Below are 21,483 nucleotides of genomic sequence, written 5' to 3'. Positions count from 1 at the left end.
AGCAACAACAACGGACGCGCGAGGCGATCAGTCGTCGTTCTTGGACATGTCTTCGTCGGCGACGACTTCGGCAGCGGCCCATTCCAGTGCTTCACGCTCGGCACGCTCGCGCTCGGCCTTCTCGACTTCGTCGATCAGGGCGTTGTCGATCTTGCGGGCGGCAATTTCGCGCAGCGCCAGCACGGTCGGCTTGTCTTCGGTTTCGCTGTTGTCCAGGGTGGCCTGGACGCCATTGGCCAGCTGACGGGCGCGCTTGGACGCCATCATGACCAGTTCGAAACGGTTGTTCACGACTTCCAGACAATCTTCTACGGTGATGCGGGCCATGCGGGCTCCCGGCAGCCGGTGAGGGCTGCTCAATCGAATGAGGGAAAGGGGACGGATTGTACCGGCCAGGGCTGGACAAAATCAAGCCAACCGGCTAGCACCCCGTTGAGAATCAGTCAGTTGTGGCCGGGTCCTGGGTCAGCAGGGCCTGGATGAGGCCCGCGTGGCGGACCTTCTGGGCTTCCCGGCGCAGGCGGCTGGCCGTGAAGATGGCACACAGCTCGTCCACCGCGGTCTCGAAGACCTCGTTGACGATCACGTAGTCGAAGTCGTTGAAGTGCAGCATCTCTTCACGCGCGGCGGCCAGGCGCTGGGCGATCACCGCCTCGCTGTCCTGCCCGCGCTTGCGCATCCGGTCCTGCAGCGCCTGCTTGGACGGCGGCAGGATGAACACGGTGACCGTGCCTGGCACCAGCTGGCGGACCTGCTGCGCGCCCTGCCAGTCGATCTCCAGCAGCACGTCCTGGCCAGCCGCCAGCTGCGGCTCGACCGACTGCCGCGCGGTGCCCTTCCAGTCGCCATGTACCCAGGCATGCTCGAAGAAGTCACCGGCGGCGATCATCTTTTCGAACTCGGCGGCGCTGACGAAGTGGTAGTGCTCGCCGTTGATCTCACCCGGGCGGGTGGCGCGCGAGGTGAACGAGATCGACAGCGCGATCTGCGGGTCACGGGCCAGGGTGGCGTTGACGATGCTGCTCTTGCCGGCCCCGGAGGGCGCGGCCACGATGTACAGGGTGCCGCGCGCGGGCTCGGCGGCCGGAGGGGTCTGGCTGCTCATTCGATGTTCTGCACCTGTTCGCGGATCTGGTCGATCAGCACCTTCAGCTCGACGGCGGCATTGGAGGTACGGCTGTCCACCGATTTGGAGCCCAGCGTGTTGGCCTCGCGGTTGAATTCCTGCAGCAGGAAATCCAGGCGGCGGCCGACCGGCTCGCGCTGCTTGAAGACCCGGCGGATCTCGGCGATGTGGCTGCCCAGGCGGTCCAGTTCCTCATCCACGTCCAGCTTCTGCAGCCACATCACCAGCTCCTGCTCGGCACGGCCGGGATCGACCGGGTGCGGCAGATCGGCCAGGCGGGCCGACAGCTTGGTGCGCTGGCCTTCACGGATCAGCGGAATCAGCGTGGTGACCTCCGCGGCGATGCGCTCGATGCTGTCCACACGCTCCTGGATCGCGGTGGCCAGCTTGTCGCCTTCACGCTCGCGCGCGGCCACGAAGCCATCCAGGGCGGTATCCAGCAGGGCCAGGGCCTCGGCATGCAGCGCGGCGGCATCCACTGCCTCGCCCTGCATCACGCCCGGCATCTGCAGCAGTTCGGTGAAGCTCACCTGCAGGCTGGGGAAGCCGGAGGACAACCGGGTGGCCAGCTCACCGAGCTGGCCCAGCAGCGCATCGTTGACCACCAGGGCACCGGTGACGTCCGGCGCACGCAGGCGCATGACCAGATCGATCTTGCCGCGGCTGCAGCGCGAAGCGACGCGCTCGCGCAGTTGCGGCTCCAACGCACGCAGTTCTTCAGGCAGGCGCACGCCGACCTCCAGGAACCGGTGGTTGACCGAGCGCAGCTCACAGGCCAGCGTCCCCCAGCGGGTGGCGCGCTCGCCGTTGGCGTAGGCGGTCATGCTTCGAATCATGCGGGTTTCCGGTGCTCTCAAAGTGCAAATGGTACCCTAGCGGTCTCCTTAGAGCCTCCTCGCCCGCCGGTCTCTGGCCCGGGCGTGGCCCCGCATCCCCCGTCTTACCGGAACTTGAGCATGACTGATTCCCGTCCCAGCGGCCGCCAGGCCGACCAGCTGCGCGAAGTGCGCATCGAGCGCGCCTTCACCCGTCACGCCGAGGGCTCGGTCCTGGTGAGCTTCGGGCAGACCCGCGTACTGTGCACGGCCAGCGTTGAAAACCGCGTGCCGGGCTTCCTGCGTGGCAAGGGCGAAGGCTGGGTGACCGCCGAGTACGGCATGCTGCCGCGTTCGACCCACACCCGTAACGACCGCGAAGCCGCCCGCGGCAAGCAGGGTGGCCGCACGCTGGAGATCCAGCGCCTGATCGGCCGTACCCTGCGTGCCTGCATCGACCGCGGCGCGCTCGGCGAGCGCACCATCACGCTCGATTGCGACGTGCTGCAGGCCGATGGCGGCACCCGCACCGCGGCCATCACCGGTGCCTACGTGGCCCTGGTGGATGCGGTGAACTTCCTGATCAAGCGCGGCGACATCAAGCGCAACCCGATCTTCGGCGCGGTGGCGGCGGTGTCGGTGGGCGTGTACCGCGGCACCCCGGTGCTGGACCTGGACTACGCCGAAGACAGCGATTGCGATACCGACATGAACGTGGTGATGAACGACGGCGGCGGCTTCATCGAACTGCAGGGCACCGCCGAAGGCCATGCCTTCCGCCGCGATGAACTGGATGCGCTGCTGGCACTGGCCGAAAAGGGCATCAAGGATCTGTTCGCCGCCCAGCAGGCGGCCCTGGCCCAGGCATGAACCGTCGCATCGCCCTGACTACCCTGGTGGTGGCCGACTACGACGAGGCGATCGCCTGGTACACCGGCGCGCTGGGCTTCAGCCTGCTCCAGGACATCGACCAGGGCGAGAAGCGCTGGGTGGTGGTCGGTCCGGCCGACGGCAACGCGGCAGCCCTGCTGCTGGCACGCGCCAGCAACGACGAACAGCGCGCGCGGATCGGCAACCAGACCGGTGGCCGGGTCGGTTTCTTCCTGAACACCGATGATTTCTGGCGCGACCACGCGGCAATGACCGCGCGTGGCGTGGTCTTCCTCGAAACCCCACGCGAAGAGGTCTACGCGACGGTCGCGGTGTTCCGCGATCTGTACGGCAACACGTGGGACCTGCTGGAGCCCAAGCAATGAAACTGGTACTGGCCAGCGGCAACGCCGGCAAACTGAAGGAACTGCAGGCCATGCTCGGCGGCCTGCCGCTGGAGATCGTGGCACAGGGCGCGCTGGGCGTCAGCGACGTGCCGGAAACCGGCCTGACGTTTGTCGAGAACGCGCTGATCAAGGCACGCCACGCCTGCCAGAGCACCGGCCTGCCGGCGCTGGCCGATGACTCCGGCCTGATCGTGGACGCACTCGACGGCGCGCCCGGCCTGTACAGCGCGCGCTATGCCGGCAGCCCGACCAACGATGCGGCCAACAACGCCAAACTGCTCGAGGCGATGCGCGAGGTGCCGGCCGAACGCCGCACGGCCCGCTTCTACGCGGTGATCGTGCTGCTGCGCCATGCCGATGATCCGCAGCCGCTGATCTGCGAAGGCAGCTGGGAAGGCGTGATCCTCGACGAACTGCGTGGCAGCCACGGCTTCGGCTACAACCCGCTGTTCCTGGACCCGGTGCTGGCCCAGACCGCGGCCGAAATGGCGCCGGACCTGAAGAACGCGATGAGTCACCGCGCCAAGGCACTGCAGCTGCTCAAGCAGAAACTGCCCGCCCTGCTCTGATGTCACACGACCACTGCTCCCACCTGCCCGGCGAAGCCTGCGCCGGCGATCACGACCCCGCCCCGCGGCTGGTGACGCCGCCGCTGGCGCTGTACGTGCATCTGCCGTGGTGCGTGCGCAAATGCCCGTACTGCGATTTCAACTCGCACGCGGCCAAGGGCGAACTGCCGTTCGATGCCTACATCGACGCACTGATCCGCGACCTGGACCAGGATCTGCCGCTGGTCTGGGGACGCGTGGTGAGCAGCGTGTTCTTCGGTGGCGGGACGCCGAGCCTGTTCCCGCCCGAAGCGATCGACCGCTTCCTGCAGGCAGCCTCGGCCCGGCTGCGCTTCGCGCCGAACCTGGAAGTGACCCTGGAGACCAACCCGGGCACCGCCGAGCATGGCCGTTTCGATCGTTACCGCGCCGCCGGGGTGAACCGGATCAGCTTCGGGATCCAGACGTTCAACGACGAGGCGCTCAAGCGCCTGGGCCGCATCCACGACAGTGGCGAGGCCGAGCGCGCAGTGAAACTGGCGCAGGACGCCGGCTACGACAACTTCAACATCGACCTGATGTACGCGCTGCCGCAGCAGACGCTGGCCCAGGCCGAGCATGATCTGAAACGGGCCTTCGCGCTGCAGCCCACGCACCTGTCGCACTACCAGCTCACGCTGGAACCGAACACCGTGTTCTTCGCGCGGCCGCCGCAGGGCATCCCCGACGAGGATTCGGCGTGGGACATCCAGGAGCACTGCCAGCGCCTGCTGGCCGAGGCCGGCTACGCACAGTACGAAGTCAGCGCCTACGCCAAGCCGGGCCAGCAGAGCCAGCACAATCTCAATTACTGGCGCTTCGGCGATTACCTGGGCATCGGCGCCGGTGCGCACGGCAAGATCAGCAGCGGTGCCGAACAGCACGTGCTGCGCCGATGGAAGCACAAGCATCCGCAGACCTTCATGGACACTGCCGGCACCCTGGCCTCGATCGGTGGGGACGATGTGATCAGCGCCGAACGCCTGCCGTTCGAGTACATGCTCAACCTGCTGCGCCTGCACGAGGGTTTCGGGCTCAAGGATTTCGAATCGCGCACCGGCCTGGGCCGCGCGCAGATCGCCGCGCCGCTGGGCGTGGCCGTGGCCAACGGCTGGATGACCGTCAGCGGCGATCGCGCCACCCCGACCGAACTGGGCCGGCGCTTCACCAACGATGTCGTCGAGCTGTTCCTGCCTTGAAGGCACGACGCCCCCCTGTAGTGCCGGCCGCTGGCCGGCTCCCCCACACCCCGGTACTGCCGGCCGCTGGCCGGCTCCCCACGCGCTGGCCGGCTCCCCACACGCCCCGGTAGTGCCGGCCGCTGGCCGGCGCCAGACCTCCCGACGGGCCGTTATGGCAGGCATCCAGCGAAACCGTTAGATTCCGTGTTCTCAGGGGAGCTGGAAGCACATCGGATGTCTGCGCCCGCACTTTCGTCGTCCCAGCCCGACATGACGCGCTTTGCGGACGTGGCCGCACCACCGCGCGTGCGCCGCCTGCTGGCCGCGTTGCACGGGCTGGCGGTACAGACCCTCACCACACCGCTCAGACTGACCATCGTGGAACTGGAGCGCGAGCTGTTCCGCGACGCCGAGCGCGCGCGCAACAGCCAGATCCAGGCCGACATCTTCGCCCAGGCCCGCCAGCTGCACGAGGTCAACGCGCAGTTCGGCCCGCGCTTCCTGGACGCCCTCGGTGACCGCCTGGCCACCCTGCGCGGCCCGCGCCATACCCAGCGCATCGTGCCAACCGAGGTGTCCGTGTCGGCGACCGCGCTGACCCTGGTCAACGACACCGACGTGGACCGCGACATCGTGCTGGTGGACATCATCCGCCGCGAGGCCCAGCGCTCGGCCACCGCCCTGCAGCTGCTGGGCCAGCGCTTCGGCGTGCTTGCCGCCGGCCCGGCCTTCGATGTCGATGACCTGCCGTTCGGCCCCCAGGCCTTGTGCCGGATCGTGCGCGAGCTGGGCGAGCAGTTCGCGCTCGGGCTGGAAACACAGCTGGCGCTGTACCGCGTGTTCGACCGCCAACTGCTGGAGCGGCTGGGCGAACTGCTGGAGCGCGCCAACATCCTGCTCGCGCACGAAGGCGTGCTGCCCGGGCTGGTCTACACCCCGTACCTGACGCGCTCGGCCACCACCCGCCGGATCATCACCGGGCCCGAGCGCGGCCTGCCCGGCGCGCGCGGCGGCGCCGCCGCGCGGCCCTTGACCGCCTGGAACGGCAGCGCCCCCAGCGCGGGCTGGGCCGCGATGACCCAGGCGGCAATGGTGCCGCCGGCCGCTGGGCCGGCCCATGGCATGTCCAACGGCGACGCAGCAGCGCCAGGTCCAGCAGCCGCCACGTCTGCATCGGCGCCAGCCACCAGCGCCCCGCCTGCGGCAACCGATCTCGGTGCACCGGCGATGTCGGCCCTGCACCAGATGCTCGGTGCCGCCCGCCAGGCGCACGCCGCCGGCACCGTGCCGGGCGGCGATGCCATGGCCGCACAGGCTGTCGCCGCGACGACCGGCGCGCCCACGCCCGCCGCCGACAACGCGTTTCTCGCCCCGGACGCCCCACCGGCATTGGCGGTTCCCGCCGAAGCGGTGCATGCCACGCTGGCGCGCCTGCAGAGCCAGGCCATTCCCCCCGGCGGCGCCCGCCGCAGCATGGCCGACCTCCACAACGCACTGCTCGCCCAGGTCCGCGCCGACCATGGCGCGCACGCGGCCCTGACCGTCAAGGACAGCGACACCTTCGACCTGCTCGACATGCTGTACGGGCAGATCCAGCGCGAGGTGCGGCCCGAGGCCGTGGCCGCCGACCTGCTGACCCGCCTGCAGGTACCGGTGGCCCGCGCGGCCCTGACCGATCCGGCCTTCTTCGTGCGCGACCAGCACCCGGCGCGGGAACTGCTCAACGCCGTCGCCGAGGCCGGTGCCAACTGGCTGGGCGAGGAGGACGTGGACCCGCTGCTGGTGCAGAAGCTCGGCCACGCGGTCGACCAGGTAGTGAACGACTACGACGGCGATGTGGCGGTGTTCGACACCGCCAATGAAGAGATCCAGCAGCACTTTCGCGCGCTGGCCCACAAGGCCGAGCTGGCCGAGCGTCGTCATGTCGAAGCCGCCCGCGGCAAGGAACGGTTGGAGGCGGCCAAACAGCAGGCCAGTGCCAGCATCGAGCAGCTGTGCACGCAGGCCGCGCCCCCGCGCTTCGTGCAGGCGCTGCTCAAGCAGGCGTGGTCGGATGTGCTGACCTTGACCCTGCTGCGCAACGGCGAAACCTCGCCGCAGTGGCAGCAGCGCCAGCAGGAAACCACCCGGATCGCCGAGGTCACCTGCCTGGCCCCGGGCGCAGGCGCGCGCGATGACGCGCTGGGCAACCAGGTCGAGGCCGCCCTGCTGCAGGTCGGCTATCACCAGGATGAAGCGGCCGCGATCGCGCGTCGCCTGTCCACGCCGGGCGGCGGGGACGACAGCAGCTCGCGCACCGAACTCACCGCGCGCCTGCGCGCGCGCACCCGGCTGGGCGAACAGGCCGACGCCAGCGACCCGCGCAAGGTCGCCCCGCTCGCGCGCAGCACCGCGGAAGATGACTGTTATCGCCAGTTGCGCACACTGCCGTTCGGTACCTGGTTCGAGTTCACCACCAACCAGCAGGGCGACGTCCGCCGCCAGCGGCTCTCGTGGTACAGCCTGATCACCGACAACGCCCTGTTCGTCAATCAGCGCGGGCAGAAGGTTGGCGAGCATTCGCTGGACGCACTGGCCCGGCTGATGGCGCACGGCCAGGTGCGGATCGTCACCGAAGACAAGGGCCGGCTGATCGACCGCGCCTGGCAGGCCACCCTGCGCACATTGCGCTCGCTCGCCGGCAGCCCCGTGGAGAACGCTGGATGACCACGCCCGATACCCGCCGTGCACCGCGCCGCCAGGTGACCGAGCTGGTGCCCGTCACCGACCTGATGGCCGAGACCGTGATCGGCCGGCTCGGCAATGTCTCCGAAACCGGGATGTTGATGCTGGCCTCGGTACCGATGCACGAAGACGCGCTGTACCAGCTGCACTTCGCCATTCCCGGCCCGCAGGGAGAGCCACTGCGGATCGACGTGGGCGTGCACCTGCTCTGGAGCGAGCAGACCCATGCGCCGGGCCAGGCCTGGGTGGGTTTCCGCTTCCTGACCTTGGCACGCGACGCACGCGAACAGCTGCGCCACTGGATCGCCGAGGAAACTTCGGCAGTCTGAGCGCCGGTTCCGGCACAGCGCCCGCGGGCGGATTGCGGCAGAATCCAAGGCTGCATTCCGCACTGCCAGCGAGCTTCATGCCATGAACCAGCCAGACCTCGGCGCCCTGTATTCCCACCACGCCAGCGTCATGCGCCAGCGCGCCGACGAAGCGCTCGCGCGTGGCGGCTTCGATCATCTGGTGATTCCCAGCGGCACCCAGCATTACCAGGCCTTCGATGATCGCGACTACCCGTACGCGGTGAATCCGAACTTCAAGGCGTGGCTGCCGCTGACCAAGCTGCCCAACAGCTGGCTGGTGTACACCCCGGGCCAACGACCGAAAGTGATCTTCTACCAGCCGTTCGACTACTGGCACGTAGTGCCGGATGCGCCGAACGGCTGGTGGGTCGAGCATGTCGATATCGAGATCATCCGCAAACCCGACGATGCGCTGGCACTGCTGCCCAAGGACGCGGCCCGCTGCGCGATTCTCGGCGAGCCGCAGAGCGCGCTGGGCGCGTTCGTGCCGAACAACCCGGCGCCGGTCATCGATTACCTAGACTGGCAGCGCGGCTACAAGACCCCCTATGAAATCGCCTTGATGCGCCAAGCGCAGCGACTGGGCGTGCGCGGTCACCGTGCCGCCGAGGCGGCCTTCCGCGCCGGCGCCAGCGAATTCGAGATCCACATGGCCTACTGCCGGGCGGTCGGCCAGGACGCCAATGAGCTGCCGTACGGCAACATCATCGGTCTCAACGAGCATGCCGCAGTGCTGCACTACACCGACCTGGGCCGCAGCGCGCCGACCCCGCTGCGCAGCTTCCTGATCGACGCCGGCGCCAGTGCCTACGGGTACGCCAGTGACATCACCCGCACCTATGCGGCCGGCGGCCACGACGAATTCCAGGCCCTCATCGACGCGGTGGACGCGGCCCAGCAGACGATGGGCGCGGGCGTACGCGCCGGGGTGGATTACAAGCAGCTGCACATCGATGCGCACCTGTCGCTGATGGGCATCCTCAAGGACTTCGGTGTACTCAACGTCTCGCCGGAAGCAGCGTTGGCCACCGGCGTGAGCGCGGCCTTCTTCCCGCACGGCCTGGGCCATCTGATCGGCCTGCAGGTGCACGACGTGGCGGGTTTCGCGGCCAGCGACCGCGGTGGCCGCATCGAGCGCCCGCAGGGTCACCCGTACCTGCGCATGACCCGCGTGCTGGAGCCGGGCATGGTGGTCACCATCGAACCGGGCGTGTACTTCATCGACATGCTGCTGGACGAAGTGAAGCAGGCCGGCCACGGGGCCAGCATCAACTGGGACCGCGTGGATTTCTTCCGCCCGTATGGCGGCGTGCGCATCGAGGATGAAGTGCTGTGCACCGAAGGCGATGCCGACAACCTGACCCGCCCGGTGTTCGCGTCCGCCAGCTGAGCGGACATGCAGGTGCCGACCCACGGTCGGCACCTGCGCGACATCGCGGTAGTGCCGGCCGCTGGCCGGCTCCCCAGGATGCCGGGATTTCATGAGGAGCCGGCCAGCGGCCGGCACTACCGGGTGGCTGCACCGCGCAGCCACCCATGCGGTGGCTGCACCCTGAAGCGGATCAGCGCTTGGCCATCTCGTCTTCAATCTCATCGGCACTGCGCGCCAACGCAGCGGTGAGCACCTGATGGCCGTCCTCGGTGATCAGCACATCATCTTCGGTACGAATGCCGATACCGCGCCAGCGCGCTTCCACGCTGCGGTCGTCCGGTGAGACATACAGCCCCGGCTCGATGGTGAACACCATGCCCGGCTCCAACATCCGCGAATCGCCCGCCAACCGGTAATCGCCGACGTCGTGCACATCCAGGCCGAGCCAGTGCCCGGTCTTGTGCCGATAGAAACGCTGGTAATGCGCTTCGGCGATGTTTTCTTCCAGCGTGCCCTTGAGCAGGCCCAGCCGCAGCAGCCCCTCGGTCAGGGTTTCCACCGCAGCCAGATGACCGGCCTCATAGGCATTGCCCGGGCGCGCCTGCGCCAGTGCCGCGGCCTGCGCGGCGCCGACCAGATCATGCAGCGCGCGCTGCTCGGCACTGAAGCGGCCGTTGACCGGGAAGGTACGGGTGATGTCGCTGGCGTACCCGCGGTACTCGGCACCGGCATCGATCAGGACCAGCTCGCCGTCCTGCGAGCGCGCGTTGTTGTCGCGGTAATGCAGGATGCAGCCGTTGGCACCGGTCCCGACGATGCTGCTGTACGCCGCACACGCGTCATTGGCACGGAACACCCGCTCCAGGTCGGCCTGCAGCTCGTACTCGTGGATGCCCGGCCGCGCCGCGTGCATCGCGGCGCGATGCGCCTGCACGCTGATATCGGCAGCGCGCTGCATCACGGCGATTTCCGCCGTGGATTTGAACAGCCGCTGTTCGTGCAGCAGGTGGCCCAGTTCCAGGAATTCATGCGGCGGCTGCGCGCCATGCCGCACCTGCGAACGCACGCGGTTGACCCAGCCGATCAGCTTGAGATCGAACTCGGCATCGCGGCCGAAGTGGTAGTACACCCGCGAGCGCCCTTCCAGCAGGCCGGGCAGGATGTCGTCCAGATCGTCGATCGGGTACGCATCGTCCATGCCGTACTGCGAGACCGCCCCTTCCTGGCCGGCGCGCGCGCCATCCCAGGCTTCACGGTCGGCGTCGCGCTCGCGGCAGAACAGGATCACCTCGCCATGGCGACGGCCCGGGATCAGCACCAGCACGGCCTCCGGCTCCGGGAAGCCGCTCAGGTACCAGAAATCGGAGTCCTGCCGGAACGGGTAATGCGTATCCAGGCTGCGCACCCGCTCGGCGGCGGCCGGCAGCACCAGGATCGCGTCGTCGCCGGCCATCTCCATCAACTGCTGGCGGCGACGCGTGTATTCGGCGGCGGAGATGCCGGTCAGCTGCCGGATATCCATCTCAGTTCAGGCGCTGCCGATGGCGCGCCGCCATGACGCAGTCGCCGTGCAGGAGCAGCACCGCCACGCGGATGAACTCCTCGATCTCGGCCAGCGCGTCTTCGTCATCGTCGTTGCCGCTTTCGAAGTCTTCACTGGAGGCCTGCGCCAGTTTGGCCAGATCGGTCAGCGCCTCGTCACCCTCTTCGGACAAGGCCGGGCGGTTCTGCCCCGAGCCCAGCCCGAAACCGCCCAGGAACGCACGCGCCCAGGTGAACAGGGCATCGGCCTGGGTGGCGGTGTCGCTGGCATCGCTGAGCAGCAGTTCGAACGCGAAATCGCGGTCTTCCAGCTGCGCCACGCTGGCATCGAGCAGGCGTGCCAACGCATCGCCCTCGGCCGGGGTCGGCAGGTTGTCATCGGCCAGCACGCGGGCAGGCCATTCACGCACCGGCGCACCGCCGGCAGACAGCCAGCCGCACAGGCCACCGTGCAGTTCAGCGGCGCTGGCGCCCAGGCCCAGGGCCTGGCTGGCCTGGTTTACGTCGTCGACACTCGGGAGTTCGGTCATCTTGGGGCTACGGTTTGTGAGCGCCACAGTGTACCAATCCACCCGTGTCCGCCGGGTTGCGATGGCCGTCCCCGCGGCCGGCCCCGGCACCCCGGGGGCGACCGCCCCCAGGCCCCGTCATTATTCGCTTGACCGCCCCGTCCGCCCTTGCCTATCGTGCCGGTCATGGAACCCGCCGACGCCATCGCCCAGTTGCAGGCCTTCGCTGCCCGCGTGGAGGCGTTGCTTGAGCGCAACCAGCGCCTGGCCGACGAGAACCGCAGCCTGCGCCATCAGCAGGAACAACTGGTGGCCGAGCGCTCCCAGCTGCTGGCCAAGAACGAGCAGGCCCGCTCCCGGGTCGAAGCGATGATCACCCGCCTCAAATCCCTGGAGCAGCACACATGAGCCAGACCGAACCGGTCAGTGTCCGCATCCTGGACCGTGAATACACGGTCGGCGTGGGCGCGGAGGAACGGGAGAGCCTGACCGCCGCCGCCCGGCTGCTGGACGCCAAGATGCGCGAGATCCGGGGCAGCAACCGGATGGCCGCCGTGGACCGCGTCGCGGTGCTGGCCGCGCTGAACCTGGCCCATGAGCTGCAGCAGCTGCGCGATGAGCACGCCCGCCAGGCGATCGCGCTGCAGCAGACGCTGAGCGATCTCAACCGCCGCCTGGACCGGGCGTTCGACAGCGCCGGGTGATCCACGGTCGTGGTTCCACGCCATTCGATTGCACACGTACATCGCGTGGCCTTCATCGATCTGAATTGATGTGCAATTCGACCGACGAACGGACTGGTCGAATTGCCCAAGAAGGCTATAATCCTCGTCGCGTTCTCTGCTGTGAACGACGGCGTGTGCAAACATTCGCCTTGTCCCTTAATTACGACCACGGGTGCGCGACGGCGCCGGGAGTGCAAGTCCGCCTTGTAGCGGGAAGCCCGATGGAACCCCAGCGTACCCACTTGAACCCCGGGTTCAAGGTCGTTTCGCATGCATCGTCACGGCGGAGAATGCAATATTCCAGCAAGAGCGGCGTTCCCCTGGGACGTCGCTCTTGTTTTATCCGCTTCCTCCGCACGCTCCGGACCCAGGCATGACCGACCCGCGCTCCGCACTGCGCCTGCAGCTGCGCCAACGCCGCCGCGATCTCCCCGCCGCCGTGCGCCTGGCCGCCGCCGAACAATTGGCCGATGCCCTGCTCGCCCTGCCGTTTGCGCCTGCCCAGGGGCATGTTGCCGGGTACTGGGCGATGGATGGCGAGATCGCACTGCACCGCTGGCAGATGCAGTTGCCCGCCGGCCTGACCTACTGCCTGCCGGTGCTGCACGAGCAGACGCTGCGCTTCGCGCCATGGCGCCCGGGGCAGGCGCTGACCGCCAACCGCTTCGGCATTCCCGAACCCGACCTGTCGCTGGACGACACGCTCGCGCCGGAACAGATGGCGCTGGTCGTCGCGCCGCTGGTCGGTTTCGACGCGCAGGGCCGCCGGCTGGGGATGGGAGGCGGCTGGTATGATCGCAGCTTCGCATTCCGCCACCAGCGCCCGGCGCCACCGTGGCTGGTCGGGGTCGGCTTCTCGGTCCAGCAGGTCGATGACCTGCCGGTGCAACCGTGGGACGTCGCGGTGGATGCGATCTGCACCGACGTCTCCACCCTTGTCTGCGTACCGACCAACGGTCGGCACCTACCGTAATCAAAGACTCCGCATGACCGCACGCAAGCGCTACTGGCTGATGAAGTCCGAACCGGACGCCTTTTCCATCGATGATCTGCAGCGCGTGGGCCGCGAGCCCTGGAACGGCGTCCGCAACTACCAGGCGCGCAATTTCATGCGCGATGGCATGAAGGTCGGCGACGGGGTGATGTTCTACCACTCCAACACCAAGGTGCCGGGCATTGTCGGGCTGGCCACGGTAGCCAGCGAGGCCTACCCGGACGACACCCAGTTCGACCCCAGGTCCGATTACTACGACCCCAAGGCGACCCGCGAAGAACCGCGCTGGATGCTGGTGGACGTGGCGTTCGAGCGCAAGCTGCGCGACACCATTTCGCTGGACGAGATCAAGCTGCACGCCGATGCGCTGGGCGAAGGTTTCCCGCTGACCGCGCGCGGCAACCGCCTCTCCATCCTCCCGGTGACCGCCGCGCAGTGGAAGCTGCTGCTGTCGCTGGAAAAGCACTGATTCCCTTTCCTCCAAGAGTTGCCCGCCATGTCCGAAGCCAAACGCCTCGCCGCTGAAAAAGCCATCGAATACGTCGAAGACGGCATGATCGTCGGCGTCGGCACCGGCTCCACCGTTGCCTACTTCATCGACGCCCTGGCCAGGATCCAGCACCGCATCAAGGGCGCTGTCTCCAGCTCGGACCAGAGCACCGCGCGCCTGAAGCAGCACGGCATCGAGGTGCTCGAGCTCAACCACACCGGCAACCTCTCGCTGTATGTGGATGGTGCCGACGAATGCGATGGCAACAAGAACCTGATCAAGGGCGGCGGCGCCGCGCTGACGCGTGAGAAGATCATCGCCGAGGCCAGCGAGCGCTTCGTGTGCATCATCGACCCGAGCAAGCAGGTCAAGGTGCTGGGCAGGTTCCCGCTGCCGGTGGAAGTGATCCCGATGGCACGCAGCCTGGTCGCCCGCCGCATCATGGACATGACCGGCGGCCAGCCGGCCTGGCGTGAGGGCGTGGTCACCGACAACGGCAACGTGATCCTGGACATCCACCACCTGGAGATCACCGATCCGGTCAAGCTGGAGCGCGAGCTCAACCAGCTGCCCGGCGTGGTCAGCGTCGGCCTGTTCGCGCGCCGCCCGGCCGATGTGGTGATCATCGGCGGCGAGCCGCCGGTCGTGATCTGACCCCCGTGGCCGGCGCCCGCGCCGGCTGCCCCCAACGAGGCAATCCCATGTCCCTGTCGCGCCTGCTGCCCCTGCTTCTGCTGCTCACCCTGGCCGGCTGTGCCAGCACCAACGCCCGTCACTGGGTGGAGCTGGACGGCAACCGCTACCACGTTGAACTGGCCACCAATGACGACACCCGCGCCCGCGGGCTGATGTTCCGCGACCAGATGCCGGAGGACCACGGCATGCTGTTCATCCATGAACGCGAAGAGCTGCAGGCGTACTGGATGAAGAACACCAAGATCGCCCTGGACATCCTGTACTTCGATGCACAGCGCCGCCTGGTCAGCCAGCAGCGTGACGTGCCGCCGTGCTCGGCCGGTGACCGTTGCCCGCCCTACCCCAGCAGCGAGCCGGCCCGTTACGTGCTGGAACTCAATGCCGGTCAGGCCGAAAAGATGGCGCTCAAGGACGGTACCGAACTGAAGTTCGGCCCCGGCATCGCCGACGGTAAATAAAAGGGACCCGATAAACGCGCCGCGCCCTTGAATCGCGGCGCGTTTGTCGCCAGTCTTGTCCCATGCAGGGGCAGATCACATTGCCGACGTGGGAATCGCTGGCCGAGCTGGATGACGAGGCGCTGCCTTTGTTGCCGACCGCGCTGCTGATCGCCCGGGACGAATACCCGGACCTGGACCCTGCCGTCTACGACGCGGTCCTGCAGAGCCACGCCGACCACCTGCGCACCGAGATCGCCACGATCGACATGTGGCCGCTGAAGATCGCCGCGGTCAACCGCCATCTGTTCGACGAACTGGGCTACAGCGGCGACCATGGCGAATACTACGACCCGCGCAACAGCTATCTGAACCAGGTCTTCGAGCGCCGCCTGGGCAACCCGATTTCACTGGCGCTGGTGCAGATGGAAGTCTCGCGCCGGCTCGGCATCCCGCTGGACGGGGTGTCCTTCCCCGGCCATTTCCTGGTGCGCCTGCCGCTCAACGACGGCGTACTGGTGATGGACCCGTTCAACGGCGGCCGCCCGCTCGGCGTGGAAGAACTGCGCGAACGCGCCCGCTCGCACCTGGGCGGTGAAGTGCCCGACGACGATGTGCTGGCACAGATTCTGGACCCGGCCCCGGCGCGCGCGATCCTGATGCGGATGCTGCGCAACCTGCATGGGGTCTATGTGGAACGGGGTGAATGGGACCGTGCCGCACGCAGTGCCGATCGCCTGCTGAAACTGGCGCCCGAACAGGACGATGCGCTGCGCGACCGCGGCATGGCCTACCTGCAGCTGGACTACGAGGCGGGCGCGCGCAACGACCTGGGGCTGTACCTCAAGCGCAATGCCAAGGCCAGCGACGCCCAGTACGTGCGCGAGAAGCTGGTCAGCCTGGGTGGCGCGGTGCCGCGCCTGCATTGAAAGGCGCCATGACGCGGCGCCGGCCCGGCCTCAGTCGACTTCGACCATCTCGAAATCGTCCTTGGTCACGCCACAGTCCGGGCACGTCCAGGTATCGGGAATGTCTTCCCAGCGCGTGCCCGGGGCGATGCCCTCTTCCGGCAACCCGTCTTCTTCCCGGTACAGGAAGCCGCAGACAACGCACATCCAGGTGCGGAAGGTGGTGGCGGTAGCGTCGGTCATCGGATAATCACGGCAGGACAAGAGCTGACAGCGCTCATTGTCCCACTCCCGTTGCGCTACCGGTAGCCATTGATGAATCACGCTTCAGCCCCCACGCCGCCCCGCGGCGTCTACCTCATCACCCCCGACGAACCCGATACCGCACGATTGCTGGCGCGCACCGCGCCGCTGTTGGCGGCCGGCGCCACCTGGCTGCAGTACCGCAACAAGACCGCCGATGCCGCCCTGCGCCTGGAGCAGGCGACCGCGCTGCAGGCGCTGTGCGCGCCGCACGGCGCGCCACTGATCATCAATGACGACCCGGCACTGGCCCATGCCGTGGGCGCCGCTGGCGTACACCTGGGCGGCACCGACGGCGACATCGGCGCGGCGCGCGCCCTGCTGGGCCCCGACGCCATCATCGGCGCGTCCTGCTACGACCAGCTGGCCAATGCCGCGCGTGCCGTGGCCGAAGGGGCCAGTTATGTGGCCTTCGGCGCGTTCTTCCCCACCACCACCAAGGTCACCGCCAGCCGTGCCACGCCGGACCTGCTGCGGCAAAGCGCCGCACTGGGCGTGCCGCGGGTGGCGATCGGCGGGCTCAGCCCGGACAATGTAGGTCCCATCATCGCGGCCGGCGCCGACTTGGTGGCCGTGGTCAGCGGCATTTTCGCCGCCCCCGATCCGGTTGCCACCCAGCGCGCCTTCCTCGCCCAGTTTCCGTAAGACCCAGGACACCCCATGAACCACGACCAGTCCCACGCCCTGTTCACCCGCGCCCAGAAACTGCTGCCGGGCGGCGTCAACTCGCCCGTGCGCGCGTTCAAGTCGGTCGGCGGCGAGCCGTTCTTCGTGCAGCGTGCCGATGGCGCGTACCTGTACGACGTGGATGGCAACCGCTACATCGATTACGTCGGCTCCTGGGGCCCGATGATCGTCGGCCACAACCACACCGCGGTGCGCCAGGCGGTCAAGCAGGCGATCGGCAACGGCCTGTCCTTCGGTGCGCCGTGCGAAGCGGAAGTGACCATGGCCGAAACGCTGACCCGGCTGGTGCCGTCCTGCGAGATGGTGCGCATGGTCAACTCCGGTACCGAGGCCACACTGTCGGCGATCCGGCTGGCGCGCGGCGCCACCGGCCGCAGCCGCATCGTCAAGTTCGAAGGCTGCTATCACGGCCACGGCGATTCGTTCCTGGTCAAGGCCGGCAGCGGCATGCTGACCCTGGGCGTGCCGACCTCACCGGGCGTCCCGGCCGGCCTGAGCGAACTCACCCTGACCCTGCCCTACAACGATTTCGAGGCCGCCACCACGCTGTTCGCCGAACAGGGCGAGCACATCGCCGGCCTGATCATCGAGCCGGTGGTCGGCAACGCCAACTGCATCCCGCCGCGCGAGGGCTACCTGCAGCACCTGCGCGCGCTGTGCACGCAGTACGGCACGGTGCTGATCTTCGATGAAGTGATGACCGGCTTCCGCGTGGCCCTCGGCGGCGCGCAGGCGCACTACGGCGTCACCCCGGACCTGACCACCTTCGGCAAGATCATCGGCGGCGGCATGCCGGTGGGTGCCTATGGCGGCCGCCGCGAGCTGATGTCGCAGATTTCCCCGGCTGGCCCGATCTACCAGGCCGGCACGCTCAGCGGCAATCCGGTGGCGATGGCCGCGGGCCTGGCGATGCTGGAACTGGTGCAGGAACCGGGCTTCCATGATCGCCTGAGTGCCGCCGCTGCGCGCCTCTGCGCCGGGCTGGAAGCCGCGGCGGCCGAGGCCGGCGTGGCGGTGACGACCACCCAGGTCGGCGCCATGTTCGGCCTGTTCTTCACCGACCAGAAGGTGGAAACCTACGCCCAGGCGACGGCGTGCGACATCACCGCGTTCAACACCTTCTTCCACGCGATGCTGGAGCGCGGTGTGTTCCTGGCCCCTTCGGCATACGAGGCCGGCTTCCTGTCCAGCGCCCACGACGACAGCATCATCGATGCGACCATCGAGGCCGCGCGCGAAGCCTTCAAGGTCGTCAAAGGCTGATCGGAGGCGGTAGGTGACGACCGTTGGTCGTCACAGCGTGCGTGCCGATCACCCCGGGTAGGTGACGACCGTTGGTCGTCACGCCGTCCACCGGCCGGCTTCGGCGCTCAGCCGAACAGAAATCGGCCTTTCATCATCGCGAAGTGCCCCGGGAACGAGCAGAAGAACGTGTAGTCGCCGCCCTTGGCCAGCTTCGCGGTCGAGAAGGTGACGCTGGTGGTCTGCCCGCCCCCGATCACCGGGGTATGCGCCAGCACACGCGCATCGCCCTTGGGCAGGTAGCTGTCGGACAAGGTCGTGCGCATGCCGGCCATCGCCACCGGCTGGTAATCCGCGGTGCGGGTCAGCACCCAGTTGTGGCCCATCGCGGTCGCGGCAAGCTTGCCGGTGTGGCGCAGGGTCAGCTTCACCTGGGTGCAGTCCGCCGCAACCTTGATCTCCTTCTGGCTGAAGCTCATCTGGTCGGTGCTGTCGATGGCGATCGCGCAGACGCGCGCATGGGCGGCCGGGGCCAGCATCAGGCCGGCAAGCAACACGGGGGCAAGCAGTTTCACGGCGATCTCCATCGAACAGTCCACGCGATTCTAGAGTCCGTGCCCACGCCCGGCCTGCGACGCGATGTCGCAGCAAGCGCCCCGACTGCGGTACGGTCAGCGTTGGACCCGGACAAGAGTGCGCGATGACCGATGCCGTGGAGGGGCTGCTGCTGGATTTCGATGGCGTGCTGGTGCGCCATGCGCGGCATTTGCGCGTGCGTCACCTGGCCGCCAGCACCGGCTGCAGCGTCGCACAGGTGCACGCCGCCCTGTTCGACAGTGGCCTGGAGCAGCAGCATGACGCCGGCCTGGACAGCACGCTGTACCTGCAACAGTTGGGCGCGGCGTTGGGCAGCACGGTGAGCATCACGCAGTGGCAGGACGCCCGCATCGCCGCGTCCATGCCACAGGCCGGGGTCATCGAACGCATCGAACAGGTTGCACGCCGCATGCCGATCGCGATCCTGACCAACAATGGCGCGCTGATGGTGGACACCATCCCGCGCATCCTGCCCACCCTTGCCGCAGCGCTGCGCGGGCGCATCCTGTGCAGCGGCGCGCTGGGCGCTCGCAAGCCGGACCCGGCCGTGTTCGTGCAGGCGATGGCGCTGTTGGGCGCACGCGCCGGGCGCACGTTGTTCGTCGATGACCTGTTCACCAACGTGCGCGGTGCGCGTCAGGCAGGATTGCGGGCGGAAACCGCCACCGACAGTCGCAGCATCGGCAAGGTGTTGAAGCGGTACGCCCTGGCGTAGAGCCGACCAACGGTCGGCTCTACCGCTGTTGGTTATCGCGAGGCGATGAAGGATTGCACCGCCGCGCGCAGGCGCTTGAGGCCTTCGGCGATTTCTTCATCGGTGATGTTCAGCGACGGCACGAAACGCAGCACGTCCGGGCCGGCCTGCAGGGTCAGCAGGCCGTGCTCGGCGGCGTGGTCGAGGATGGGACCGGCCTGGCCGGCAAAATCCTTGTCCAGCACCGCGCCCAGCATCAGGCCGCGACCGCGGACCTGGCTGAACACCTTGAACTCGTCGTTGATCCTGCCCAGCCCATCGCGCAGCGCCTGCGACTGACGGCTGACGTTGTGTGCGATCTCCGGCGAGGACAGCTTGCGCAGCGCCACGCGGGCGACAGCCGCGGCCAGCGGGTTGCCGCCGAAGGTGGTGCCGTGGGCACCGAACTGCATCACCTCGGCCACCTTCGGGCCGGCCAGCATCGCGCCGATCGGGAAGCCGCCGCCCAGCGCTTTGGCCAGGGTGACGATGTCCGGCTTGATGTTGTCCTGCCAATGCGCGAACAACGTGCCGGTACGGCCCATGCCCGCCTGGATCTCATCGAGCACCACCAGCGCGTTGTGCTGGTCGCACAGCTCGCGCACGCGCTGCAGGAAGCCCGGCTTGGCCGGCATCACGCCGCCCTCGCCCTGGATCGGCTCCAGCATCACCGCGGCCACATCACCGGCGGCCATCGCGGTTTCCAGCTGGACCTCGTCGTTGAAGTCGACATAGCGGAAGCCACCGGGCAGCGGCTCGTAGCCTTCCTGGTACTTCGGCTGGGCGGTGGCGGTGACCGCGGCCAGCGTGCGGCCGTGGAAGCTGCCGCGGAAGGTCACGATCACGCGCTGGTGCGCCGGGCGGCCCAGCGAAGAGGCCCACTTGCGGACCAGCTTGATCGCCACCTCATTGGCTTCGGCGCCGGAGTTGCACAGGAACACGCGCTCGGCGAAGCGCGAGGCGGTGACCAGCTCCTCGGCCAGGCGCAGCGGCGGCTCGCTGTAGAACACATTGCTGGTGTGCCATAGCTTGCCGGCCTGCTCGATCAGCGCCGCCTTCAGGTCCGGATCGTTGTGGCCCAGGCCGCACACGGCAATGCCGGCGGCCAGATCGATGAACTCGCGGCCCTGGTTGTCCCAGACGCGCGCGCCCTGGCCGCGCTCGAGCACCACCTGGCGCGGTTTGTAGACCGGCAGGTAGTAATGCGACAGGGACAACAGCGGATCGGTGGCAGCGGCGGTCATGGCAGTCAGGGCCTCAGGAAAGATCCCATTCTCGCGCTTTGGGCCGGTGGGGCACAATGCGGCCCATGCGACCGTTCACCGCCCCCCAGCTCAACCCCGCCACCGAGACCGGCTGGCGCCGCCAGTGGTTCGACATCATCTACCGCCACGACACCCGGCCCTCGCGCAATTTCGACCTGCTGCTGGTCTACGCGATCATCGCCAGCGTGGTGGTGGTCATGTTCGACAGCGTGCAGCGCTTCCATGCAGCCTACGCCGACTGGCTGTACGTGCTGGAATGGGGCTTCACGATCGTATTCACCGCCGAGTACCTGCTGCGGCTGGTGGTGGTCAAACGCCCACTGCGCTACGCATTCAGCATCTGGGGCATCATCGATCTGGCCTCGATCCTGCCCACCTACCTGTCGCTGTTCATCCCCGGCGCGCAGAGCCTGCTGGTGGTGCGCGCGCTGCGCATCCTGCGGGTGTTCCGGATCCTCAAGCTGACCCGCTACATCGAAGAAAGCGGCGTGCTGATGGAATCGCTGTGGCGCAGCCGCCGCAAGGTGCTGCTGTTCCTGTTCACGGTGATCACCATCACCATCATCGCCGGGACGATGATGTACGTGATCGAAGGCCCCAACCACGGCTTCACCAGCATCCCCAGCAGCATGTACTGGGCGGTGGTGACCATGGCCACGGTGGGCTTCGGCGACATCGTGCCGCAGACCGTGCTCGGCCGCTTTGTCACCTCGGTGCTGATCCTGATCGGCTACAGCATCATCGCCGTGCCGACCGGCATCTACACCGCCGAACTGGCCAACACCATGCGCGATGCCGAGCATGCCGCGCGCCGTGATGCGCGCGGCTGCCCGCATTGCGGGCTGGAAGGCCACGAACCGGACGCCGTGCATTGCCGCCATTGCGGCGAAAAACTGCCACCGGTCTTCAACGTCTGATGCTTG

Annotated in this window: 26 protein-coding genes and 1 other RNA gene; 19 read left to right on the top strand and 8 right to left on the bottom strand. The window is 68.0% G+C overall.

Annotation, left to right across the window (positions count from 1 at the left end):
* Positions 1-27: 27 nt before the first annotated feature.
* The 3 genes from rpoZ to NJD74_RS00630 form a co-directional block, all read right to left on the bottom strand.
* On the bottom strand, positions 28-327 hold the full coding sequence (rpoZ, locus tag NJD74_RS00640) for a DNA-directed RNA polymerase subunit omega (protein ID WP_005410877.1): 300 nt from the start codon (positions 325-327) through the stop codon (positions 28-30).
* 112 nt (positions 328-439) lie between these two features.
* Positions 440-1,105 (bottom strand): guanylate kinase, encoded by a 666-nt coding sequence (gene gmk, locus NJD74_RS00635; RefSeq protein WP_319623460.1) that lies wholly within the window; start codon positions 1,103-1,105, stop codon positions 440-442.
* Positions 1,102-1,962, bottom strand: a complete 861-nt coding sequence (locus tag NJD74_RS00630; RefSeq protein ID WP_019183867.1) for a YicC/YloC family endoribonuclease — start codon at positions 1,960-1,962, stop codon at positions 1,102-1,104. Before NJD74_RS00630 ends, gmk begins: the two co-directional genes overlap by 4 nt.
* Positions 1,963-2,082: 120 nt before the next feature.
* Between NJD74_RS00630 and rph the strand changes: the two genes are divergently transcribed.
* The 7 genes from rph (at position 2,083) to pepQ (ending at position 9,450) form a co-directional block, all read left to right on the top strand.
* Positions 2,083-2,811, top strand: a complete 729-nt coding sequence (gene rph / locus NJD74_RS00625; protein ID WP_046274014.1) for a ribonuclease PH — start codon at positions 2,083-2,085, stop codon at positions 2,809-2,811.
* Entirely contained in the window at positions 2,808-3,197 is a 390-nt protein-coding gene (locus NJD74_RS00620; RefSeq protein ID WP_070473544.1) for a VOC family protein, read from the top strand. The genes rph and NJD74_RS00620 overlap by 4 nt, the downstream gene beginning before the upstream one ends.
* Positions 3,194-3,787, top strand: a complete 594-nt coding sequence (gene rdgB / locus NJD74_RS00615; protein WP_167390315.1) for an RdgB/HAM1 family non-canonical purine NTP pyrophosphatase — start codon at positions 3,194-3,196, stop codon at positions 3,785-3,787. The genes NJD74_RS00620 and rdgB overlap by 4 nt, the downstream gene beginning before the upstream one ends.
* Entirely contained in the window at positions 3,787-5,004 is a 1,218-nt protein-coding gene (gene hemW, locus NJD74_RS00610; RefSeq protein ID WP_319623459.1) for a radical SAM family heme chaperone HemW, read from the top strand. The genes rdgB and hemW overlap by 1 nt, the downstream gene beginning before the upstream one ends.
* A 216-nt stretch (positions 5,005-5,220) precedes the next feature.
* A complete protein-coding gene (locus NJD74_RS00605; protein ID WP_319623458.1) occupies positions 5,221-7,692 on the top strand; it encodes a DUF1631 domain-containing protein in 2,472 nt (823 codons plus the stop codon).
* Positions 7,689-8,039, top strand: coding sequence for a PilZ domain-containing protein (locus tag NJD74_RS00600; protein ID WP_019183861.1), 351 nt, complete (start codon positions 7,689-7,691; stop codon positions 8,037-8,039). Before NJD74_RS00605 ends, NJD74_RS00600 begins: the two co-directional genes overlap by 4 nt.
* A gap of 82 nt (positions 8,040-8,121) precedes the next feature.
* Positions 8,122-9,450 carry a Xaa-Pro dipeptidase gene (gene pepQ / locus NJD74_RS00595; RefSeq protein ID WP_070472637.1) on the top strand — a complete coding sequence of 443 codons (1,329 nt, stop codon included), beginning with the start codon at positions 8,122-8,124 and terminating at the stop codon, positions 9,448-9,450.
* A 172-nt stretch (positions 9,451-9,622) separates the two neighbouring features.
* On the opposite strand, the gene NJD74_RS00590 is transcribed toward pepQ, so the two are convergent.
* Positions 9,623-10,948 carry an aminopeptidase P N-terminal domain-containing protein gene (locus tag NJD74_RS00590; RefSeq protein ID WP_070473681.1) on the bottom strand — a complete coding sequence of 442 codons (1,326 nt, stop codon included), beginning with the start codon at positions 10,946-10,948 and terminating at the stop codon, positions 9,623-9,625.
* Positions 10,949-10,955: 7 nt separating this feature from the next.
* Entirely contained in the window at positions 10,956-11,504 is a 549-nt protein-coding gene (locus NJD74_RS00585) for a UPF0149 family protein (protein ID WP_019183858.1), read from the bottom strand.
* Between the two features lie 165 nt (positions 11,505-11,669).
* On the opposite strand from NJD74_RS00585, the gene NJD74_RS00580 reads away from it, so the two are divergent.
* The 8 genes from NJD74_RS00580 to NJD74_RS00545 all read left to right on the top strand — a co-directional run bounded on the left by NJD74_RS00580 (position 11,670) and on the right by NJD74_RS00545 (position 15,754).
* Positions 11,670-11,891: a TIGR02449 family protein gene (locus tag NJD74_RS00580; protein ID WP_019183857.1), complete on the top strand. Its 222-nt coding sequence runs from the start codon at positions 11,670-11,672 to the stop codon at positions 11,889-11,891.
* Positions 11,888-12,187 carry a cell division protein ZapA gene (locus NJD74_RS00575; protein ID WP_019183856.1) on the top strand — a complete coding sequence of 100 codons (300 nt, stop codon included), beginning with the start codon at positions 11,888-11,890 and terminating at the stop codon, positions 12,185-12,187. Before NJD74_RS00580 ends, NJD74_RS00575 begins: the two co-directional genes overlap by 4 nt.
* A gap of 130 nt (positions 12,188-12,317) precedes the next feature.
* Positions 12,318-12,502: non-coding RNA, 6S RNA (ssrS, locus tag NJD74_RS00570), on the top strand.
* A 79-nt stretch (positions 12,503-12,581) separates the two neighbouring features.
* Complete coding sequence (locus NJD74_RS00565; protein ID WP_070473548.1) at positions 12,582-13,181, top strand: 5-formyltetrahydrofolate cyclo-ligase; 600 nt, start codon at positions 12,582-12,584, stop codon at positions 13,179-13,181.
* Positions 13,182-13,194: 13 nt separating this feature from the next.
* A complete protein-coding gene (locus NJD74_RS00560; RefSeq protein ID WP_070425837.1) occupies positions 13,195-13,671 on the top strand; it encodes an EVE domain-containing protein in 477 nt (158 codons plus the stop codon).
* 27 nt (positions 13,672-13,698) lie between these two features.
* On the top strand, positions 13,699-14,346 hold the full coding sequence (gene rpiA / locus NJD74_RS00555) for a ribose-5-phosphate isomerase RpiA (RefSeq protein ID WP_070425838.1): 648 nt from the start codon (positions 13,699-13,701) through the stop codon (positions 14,344-14,346).
* A 47-nt stretch (positions 14,347-14,393) separates the two neighbouring features.
* The gene (locus NJD74_RS00550; RefSeq protein WP_019183852.1) at positions 14,394-14,846 is read left to right on the top strand and encodes a DUF192 domain-containing protein; all 453 of its coding nucleotides are present in this window, start codon (positions 14,394-14,396) and stop codon (positions 14,844-14,846) included.
* Positions 14,847-14,908: 62 nt separating this feature from the next.
* Positions 14,909-15,754 carry a tetratricopeptide repeat protein gene (locus NJD74_RS00545; protein WP_019183851.1) on the top strand — a complete coding sequence of 282 codons (846 nt, stop codon included), beginning with the start codon at positions 14,909-14,911 and terminating at the stop codon, positions 15,752-15,754.
* A gap of 30 nt (positions 15,755-15,784) precedes the next feature.
* Here NJD74_RS00545 and NJD74_RS00540 read toward each other — a convergent pair whose 3' ends face one another.
* Entirely contained in the window at positions 15,785-15,976 is a 192-nt protein-coding gene (locus tag NJD74_RS00540) for a rubredoxin (RefSeq protein WP_037553342.1), read from the bottom strand.
* Positions 15,977-16,048: 72 nt separating this feature from the next.
* Here NJD74_RS00540 and thiE point away from each other — a divergent pair, with 72 nt between their 5' ends.
* Positions 16,049-16,681, top strand: coding sequence for a thiamine phosphate synthase (gene thiE / locus NJD74_RS00535; RefSeq protein ID WP_070473550.1), 633 nt, complete (start codon positions 16,049-16,051; stop codon positions 16,679-16,681).
* A 15-nt stretch (positions 16,682-16,696) separates the two neighbouring features.
* Positions 16,697-17,986, top strand: a complete 1,290-nt coding sequence (gene hemL / locus NJD74_RS00530; protein ID WP_070473552.1) for a glutamate-1-semialdehyde 2,1-aminomutase — start codon at positions 16,697-16,699, stop codon at positions 17,984-17,986.
* Between the two features lie 107 nt (positions 17,987-18,093).
* On the opposite strand, the gene azu is transcribed toward hemL, so the two are convergent.
* Positions 18,094-18,552, bottom strand: a complete 459-nt coding sequence (gene azu / locus NJD74_RS00525; RefSeq protein WP_070473554.1) for an azurin — start codon at positions 18,550-18,552, stop codon at positions 18,094-18,096.
* A 113-nt stretch (positions 18,553-18,665) separates the two neighbouring features.
* Between azu and NJD74_RS00520 the strand changes: the two genes are divergently transcribed.
* Positions 18,666-19,277, top strand: coding sequence for an HAD-IA family hydrolase (locus NJD74_RS00520; protein ID WP_070425843.1), 612 nt, complete (start codon positions 18,666-18,668; stop codon positions 19,275-19,277).
* 32 nt (positions 19,278-19,309) lie between these two features.
* Here the strand turns inward: NJD74_RS00520 and NJD74_RS00515 are convergent, their stop codons facing one another.
* Entirely contained in the window at positions 19,310-20,539 is a 1,230-nt protein-coding gene (locus NJD74_RS00515) for an acetylornithine transaminase (RefSeq protein WP_070473555.1), read from the bottom strand.
* A gap of 65 nt (positions 20,540-20,604) precedes the next feature.
* On the opposite strand from NJD74_RS00515, the gene NJD74_RS00510 reads away from it, so the two are divergent.
* The gene (locus NJD74_RS00510; RefSeq protein ID WP_019183844.1) at positions 20,605-21,477 is read left to right on the top strand and encodes an ion transporter; all 873 of its coding nucleotides are present in this window, start codon (positions 20,605-20,607) and stop codon (positions 21,475-21,477) included.
* Positions 21,478-21,483: the final 6 nt, after the last annotated feature.

It is taken from the genome of Stenotrophomonas sp. RG-453 (assembly GCF_033843685.1).
GTDB classification, from domain to species: domain Bacteria; phylum Pseudomonadota; class Gammaproteobacteria; order Xanthomonadales; family Xanthomonadaceae; genus Stenotrophomonas; species Stenotrophomonas bentonitica_A.
Note: the sequence above shows the minus strand (reverse complement) of the source record. Positions and strands in the feature narration are given on the sequence as shown.

What these genes read in the sequence shown, in the direction of transcription:
- rpoZ (WP_005410877.1), bottom strand. Translation starts at nt 327, where the DNA reads ATGGCCCGCATCACCGTAGAAGATTGTCTGGAAGTCGTGAACAACCGT.
- gmk (WP_319623460.1), bottom strand. Translation starts at nt 1,105, where the DNA reads ATGAGCAGCCAGACCCCTCCGGCCGCCGAGCCCGCGCGCGGCACCCTG.
- NJD74_RS00630 (WP_019183867.1), bottom strand. Translation starts at nt 1,962, where the DNA reads ATGATTCGAAGCATGACCGCCTACGCCAACGGCGAGCGCGCCACCCGC.
- rph (WP_046274014.1), top strand. Translation starts at nt 2,083, where the DNA reads ATGACTGATTCCCGTCCCAGCGGCCGCCAGGCCGACCAGCTGCGCGAA.
- NJD74_RS00620 (WP_070473544.1), top strand. Translation starts at nt 2,808, where the DNA reads ATGAACCGTCGCATCGCCCTGACTACCCTGGTGGTGGCCGACTACGAC.
- rdgB (WP_167390315.1), top strand. Translation starts at nt 3,194, where the DNA reads ATGAAACTGGTACTGGCCAGCGGCAACGCCGGCAAACTGAAGGAACTG.
- hemW (WP_319623459.1), top strand. Translation starts at nt 3,787, where the DNA reads ATGTCACACGACCACTGCTCCCACCTGCCCGGCGAAGCCTGCGCCGGC.
- NJD74_RS00605 (WP_319623458.1), top strand. Translation starts at nt 5,221, where the DNA reads ATGTCTGCGCCCGCACTTTCGTCGTCCCAGCCCGACATGACGCGCTTT.
- NJD74_RS00600 (WP_019183861.1), top strand. Translation starts at nt 7,689, where the DNA reads ATGACCACGCCCGATACCCGCCGTGCACCGCGCCGCCAGGTGACCGAG.
- pepQ (WP_070472637.1), top strand. Translation starts at nt 8,122, where the DNA reads ATGAACCAGCCAGACCTCGGCGCCCTGTATTCCCACCACGCCAGCGTC.
- NJD74_RS00585 (WP_019183858.1), bottom strand. Translation starts at nt 11,504, where the DNA reads ATGACCGAACTCCCGAGTGTCGACGACGTAAACCAGGCCAGCCAGGCC.
- NJD74_RS00580 (WP_019183857.1), top strand. Translation starts at nt 11,670, where the DNA reads ATGGAACCCGCCGACGCCATCGCCCAGTTGCAGGCCTTCGCTGCCCGC.
- NJD74_RS00575 (WP_019183856.1), top strand. Translation starts at nt 11,888, where the DNA reads ATGAGCCAGACCGAACCGGTCAGTGTCCGCATCCTGGACCGTGAATAC.
- NJD74_RS00565 (WP_070473548.1), top strand. Translation starts at nt 12,582, where the DNA reads ATGACCGACCCGCGCTCCGCACTGCGCCTGCAGCTGCGCCAACGCCGC.
- NJD74_RS00560 (WP_070425837.1), top strand. Translation starts at nt 13,195, where the DNA reads ATGACCGCACGCAAGCGCTACTGGCTGATGAAGTCCGAACCGGACGCC.
- rpiA (WP_070425838.1), top strand. Translation starts at nt 13,699, where the DNA reads ATGTCCGAAGCCAAACGCCTCGCCGCTGAAAAAGCCATCGAATACGTC.
- NJD74_RS00550 (WP_019183852.1), top strand. Translation starts at nt 14,394, where the DNA reads ATGTCCCTGTCGCGCCTGCTGCCCCTGCTTCTGCTGCTCACCCTGGCC.
- NJD74_RS00545 (WP_019183851.1), top strand. Translation starts at nt 14,909, where the DNA reads ATGCAGGGGCAGATCACATTGCCGACGTGGGAATCGCTGGCCGAGCTG.
- NJD74_RS00540 (WP_037553342.1), bottom strand. Translation starts at nt 15,976, where the DNA reads ATGACCGACGCTACCGCCACCACCTTCCGCACCTGGATGTGCGTTGTC.
- thiE (WP_070473550.1), top strand. Translation starts at nt 16,049, where the DNA reads ATGAATCACGCTTCAGCCCCCACGCCGCCCCGCGGCGTCTACCTCATC.
- hemL (WP_070473552.1), top strand. Translation starts at nt 16,697, where the DNA reads ATGAACCACGACCAGTCCCACGCCCTGTTCACCCGCGCCCAGAAACTG.
- azu (WP_070473554.1), bottom strand. Translation starts at nt 18,552, where the DNA reads ATGGAGATCGCCGTGAAACTGCTTGCCCCCGTGTTGCTTGCCGGCCTG.
- NJD74_RS00520 (WP_070425843.1), top strand. Translation starts at nt 18,666, where the DNA reads ATGACCGATGCCGTGGAGGGGCTGCTGCTGGATTTCGATGGCGTGCTG.
- NJD74_RS00515 (WP_070473555.1), bottom strand. Translation starts at nt 20,539, where the DNA reads ATGACCGCCGCTGCCACCGATCCGCTGTTGTCCCTGTCGCATTACTAC.
- NJD74_RS00510 (WP_019183844.1), top strand. Translation starts at nt 20,605, where the DNA reads ATGCGACCGTTCACCGCCCCCCAGCTCAACCCCGCCACCGAGACCGGC.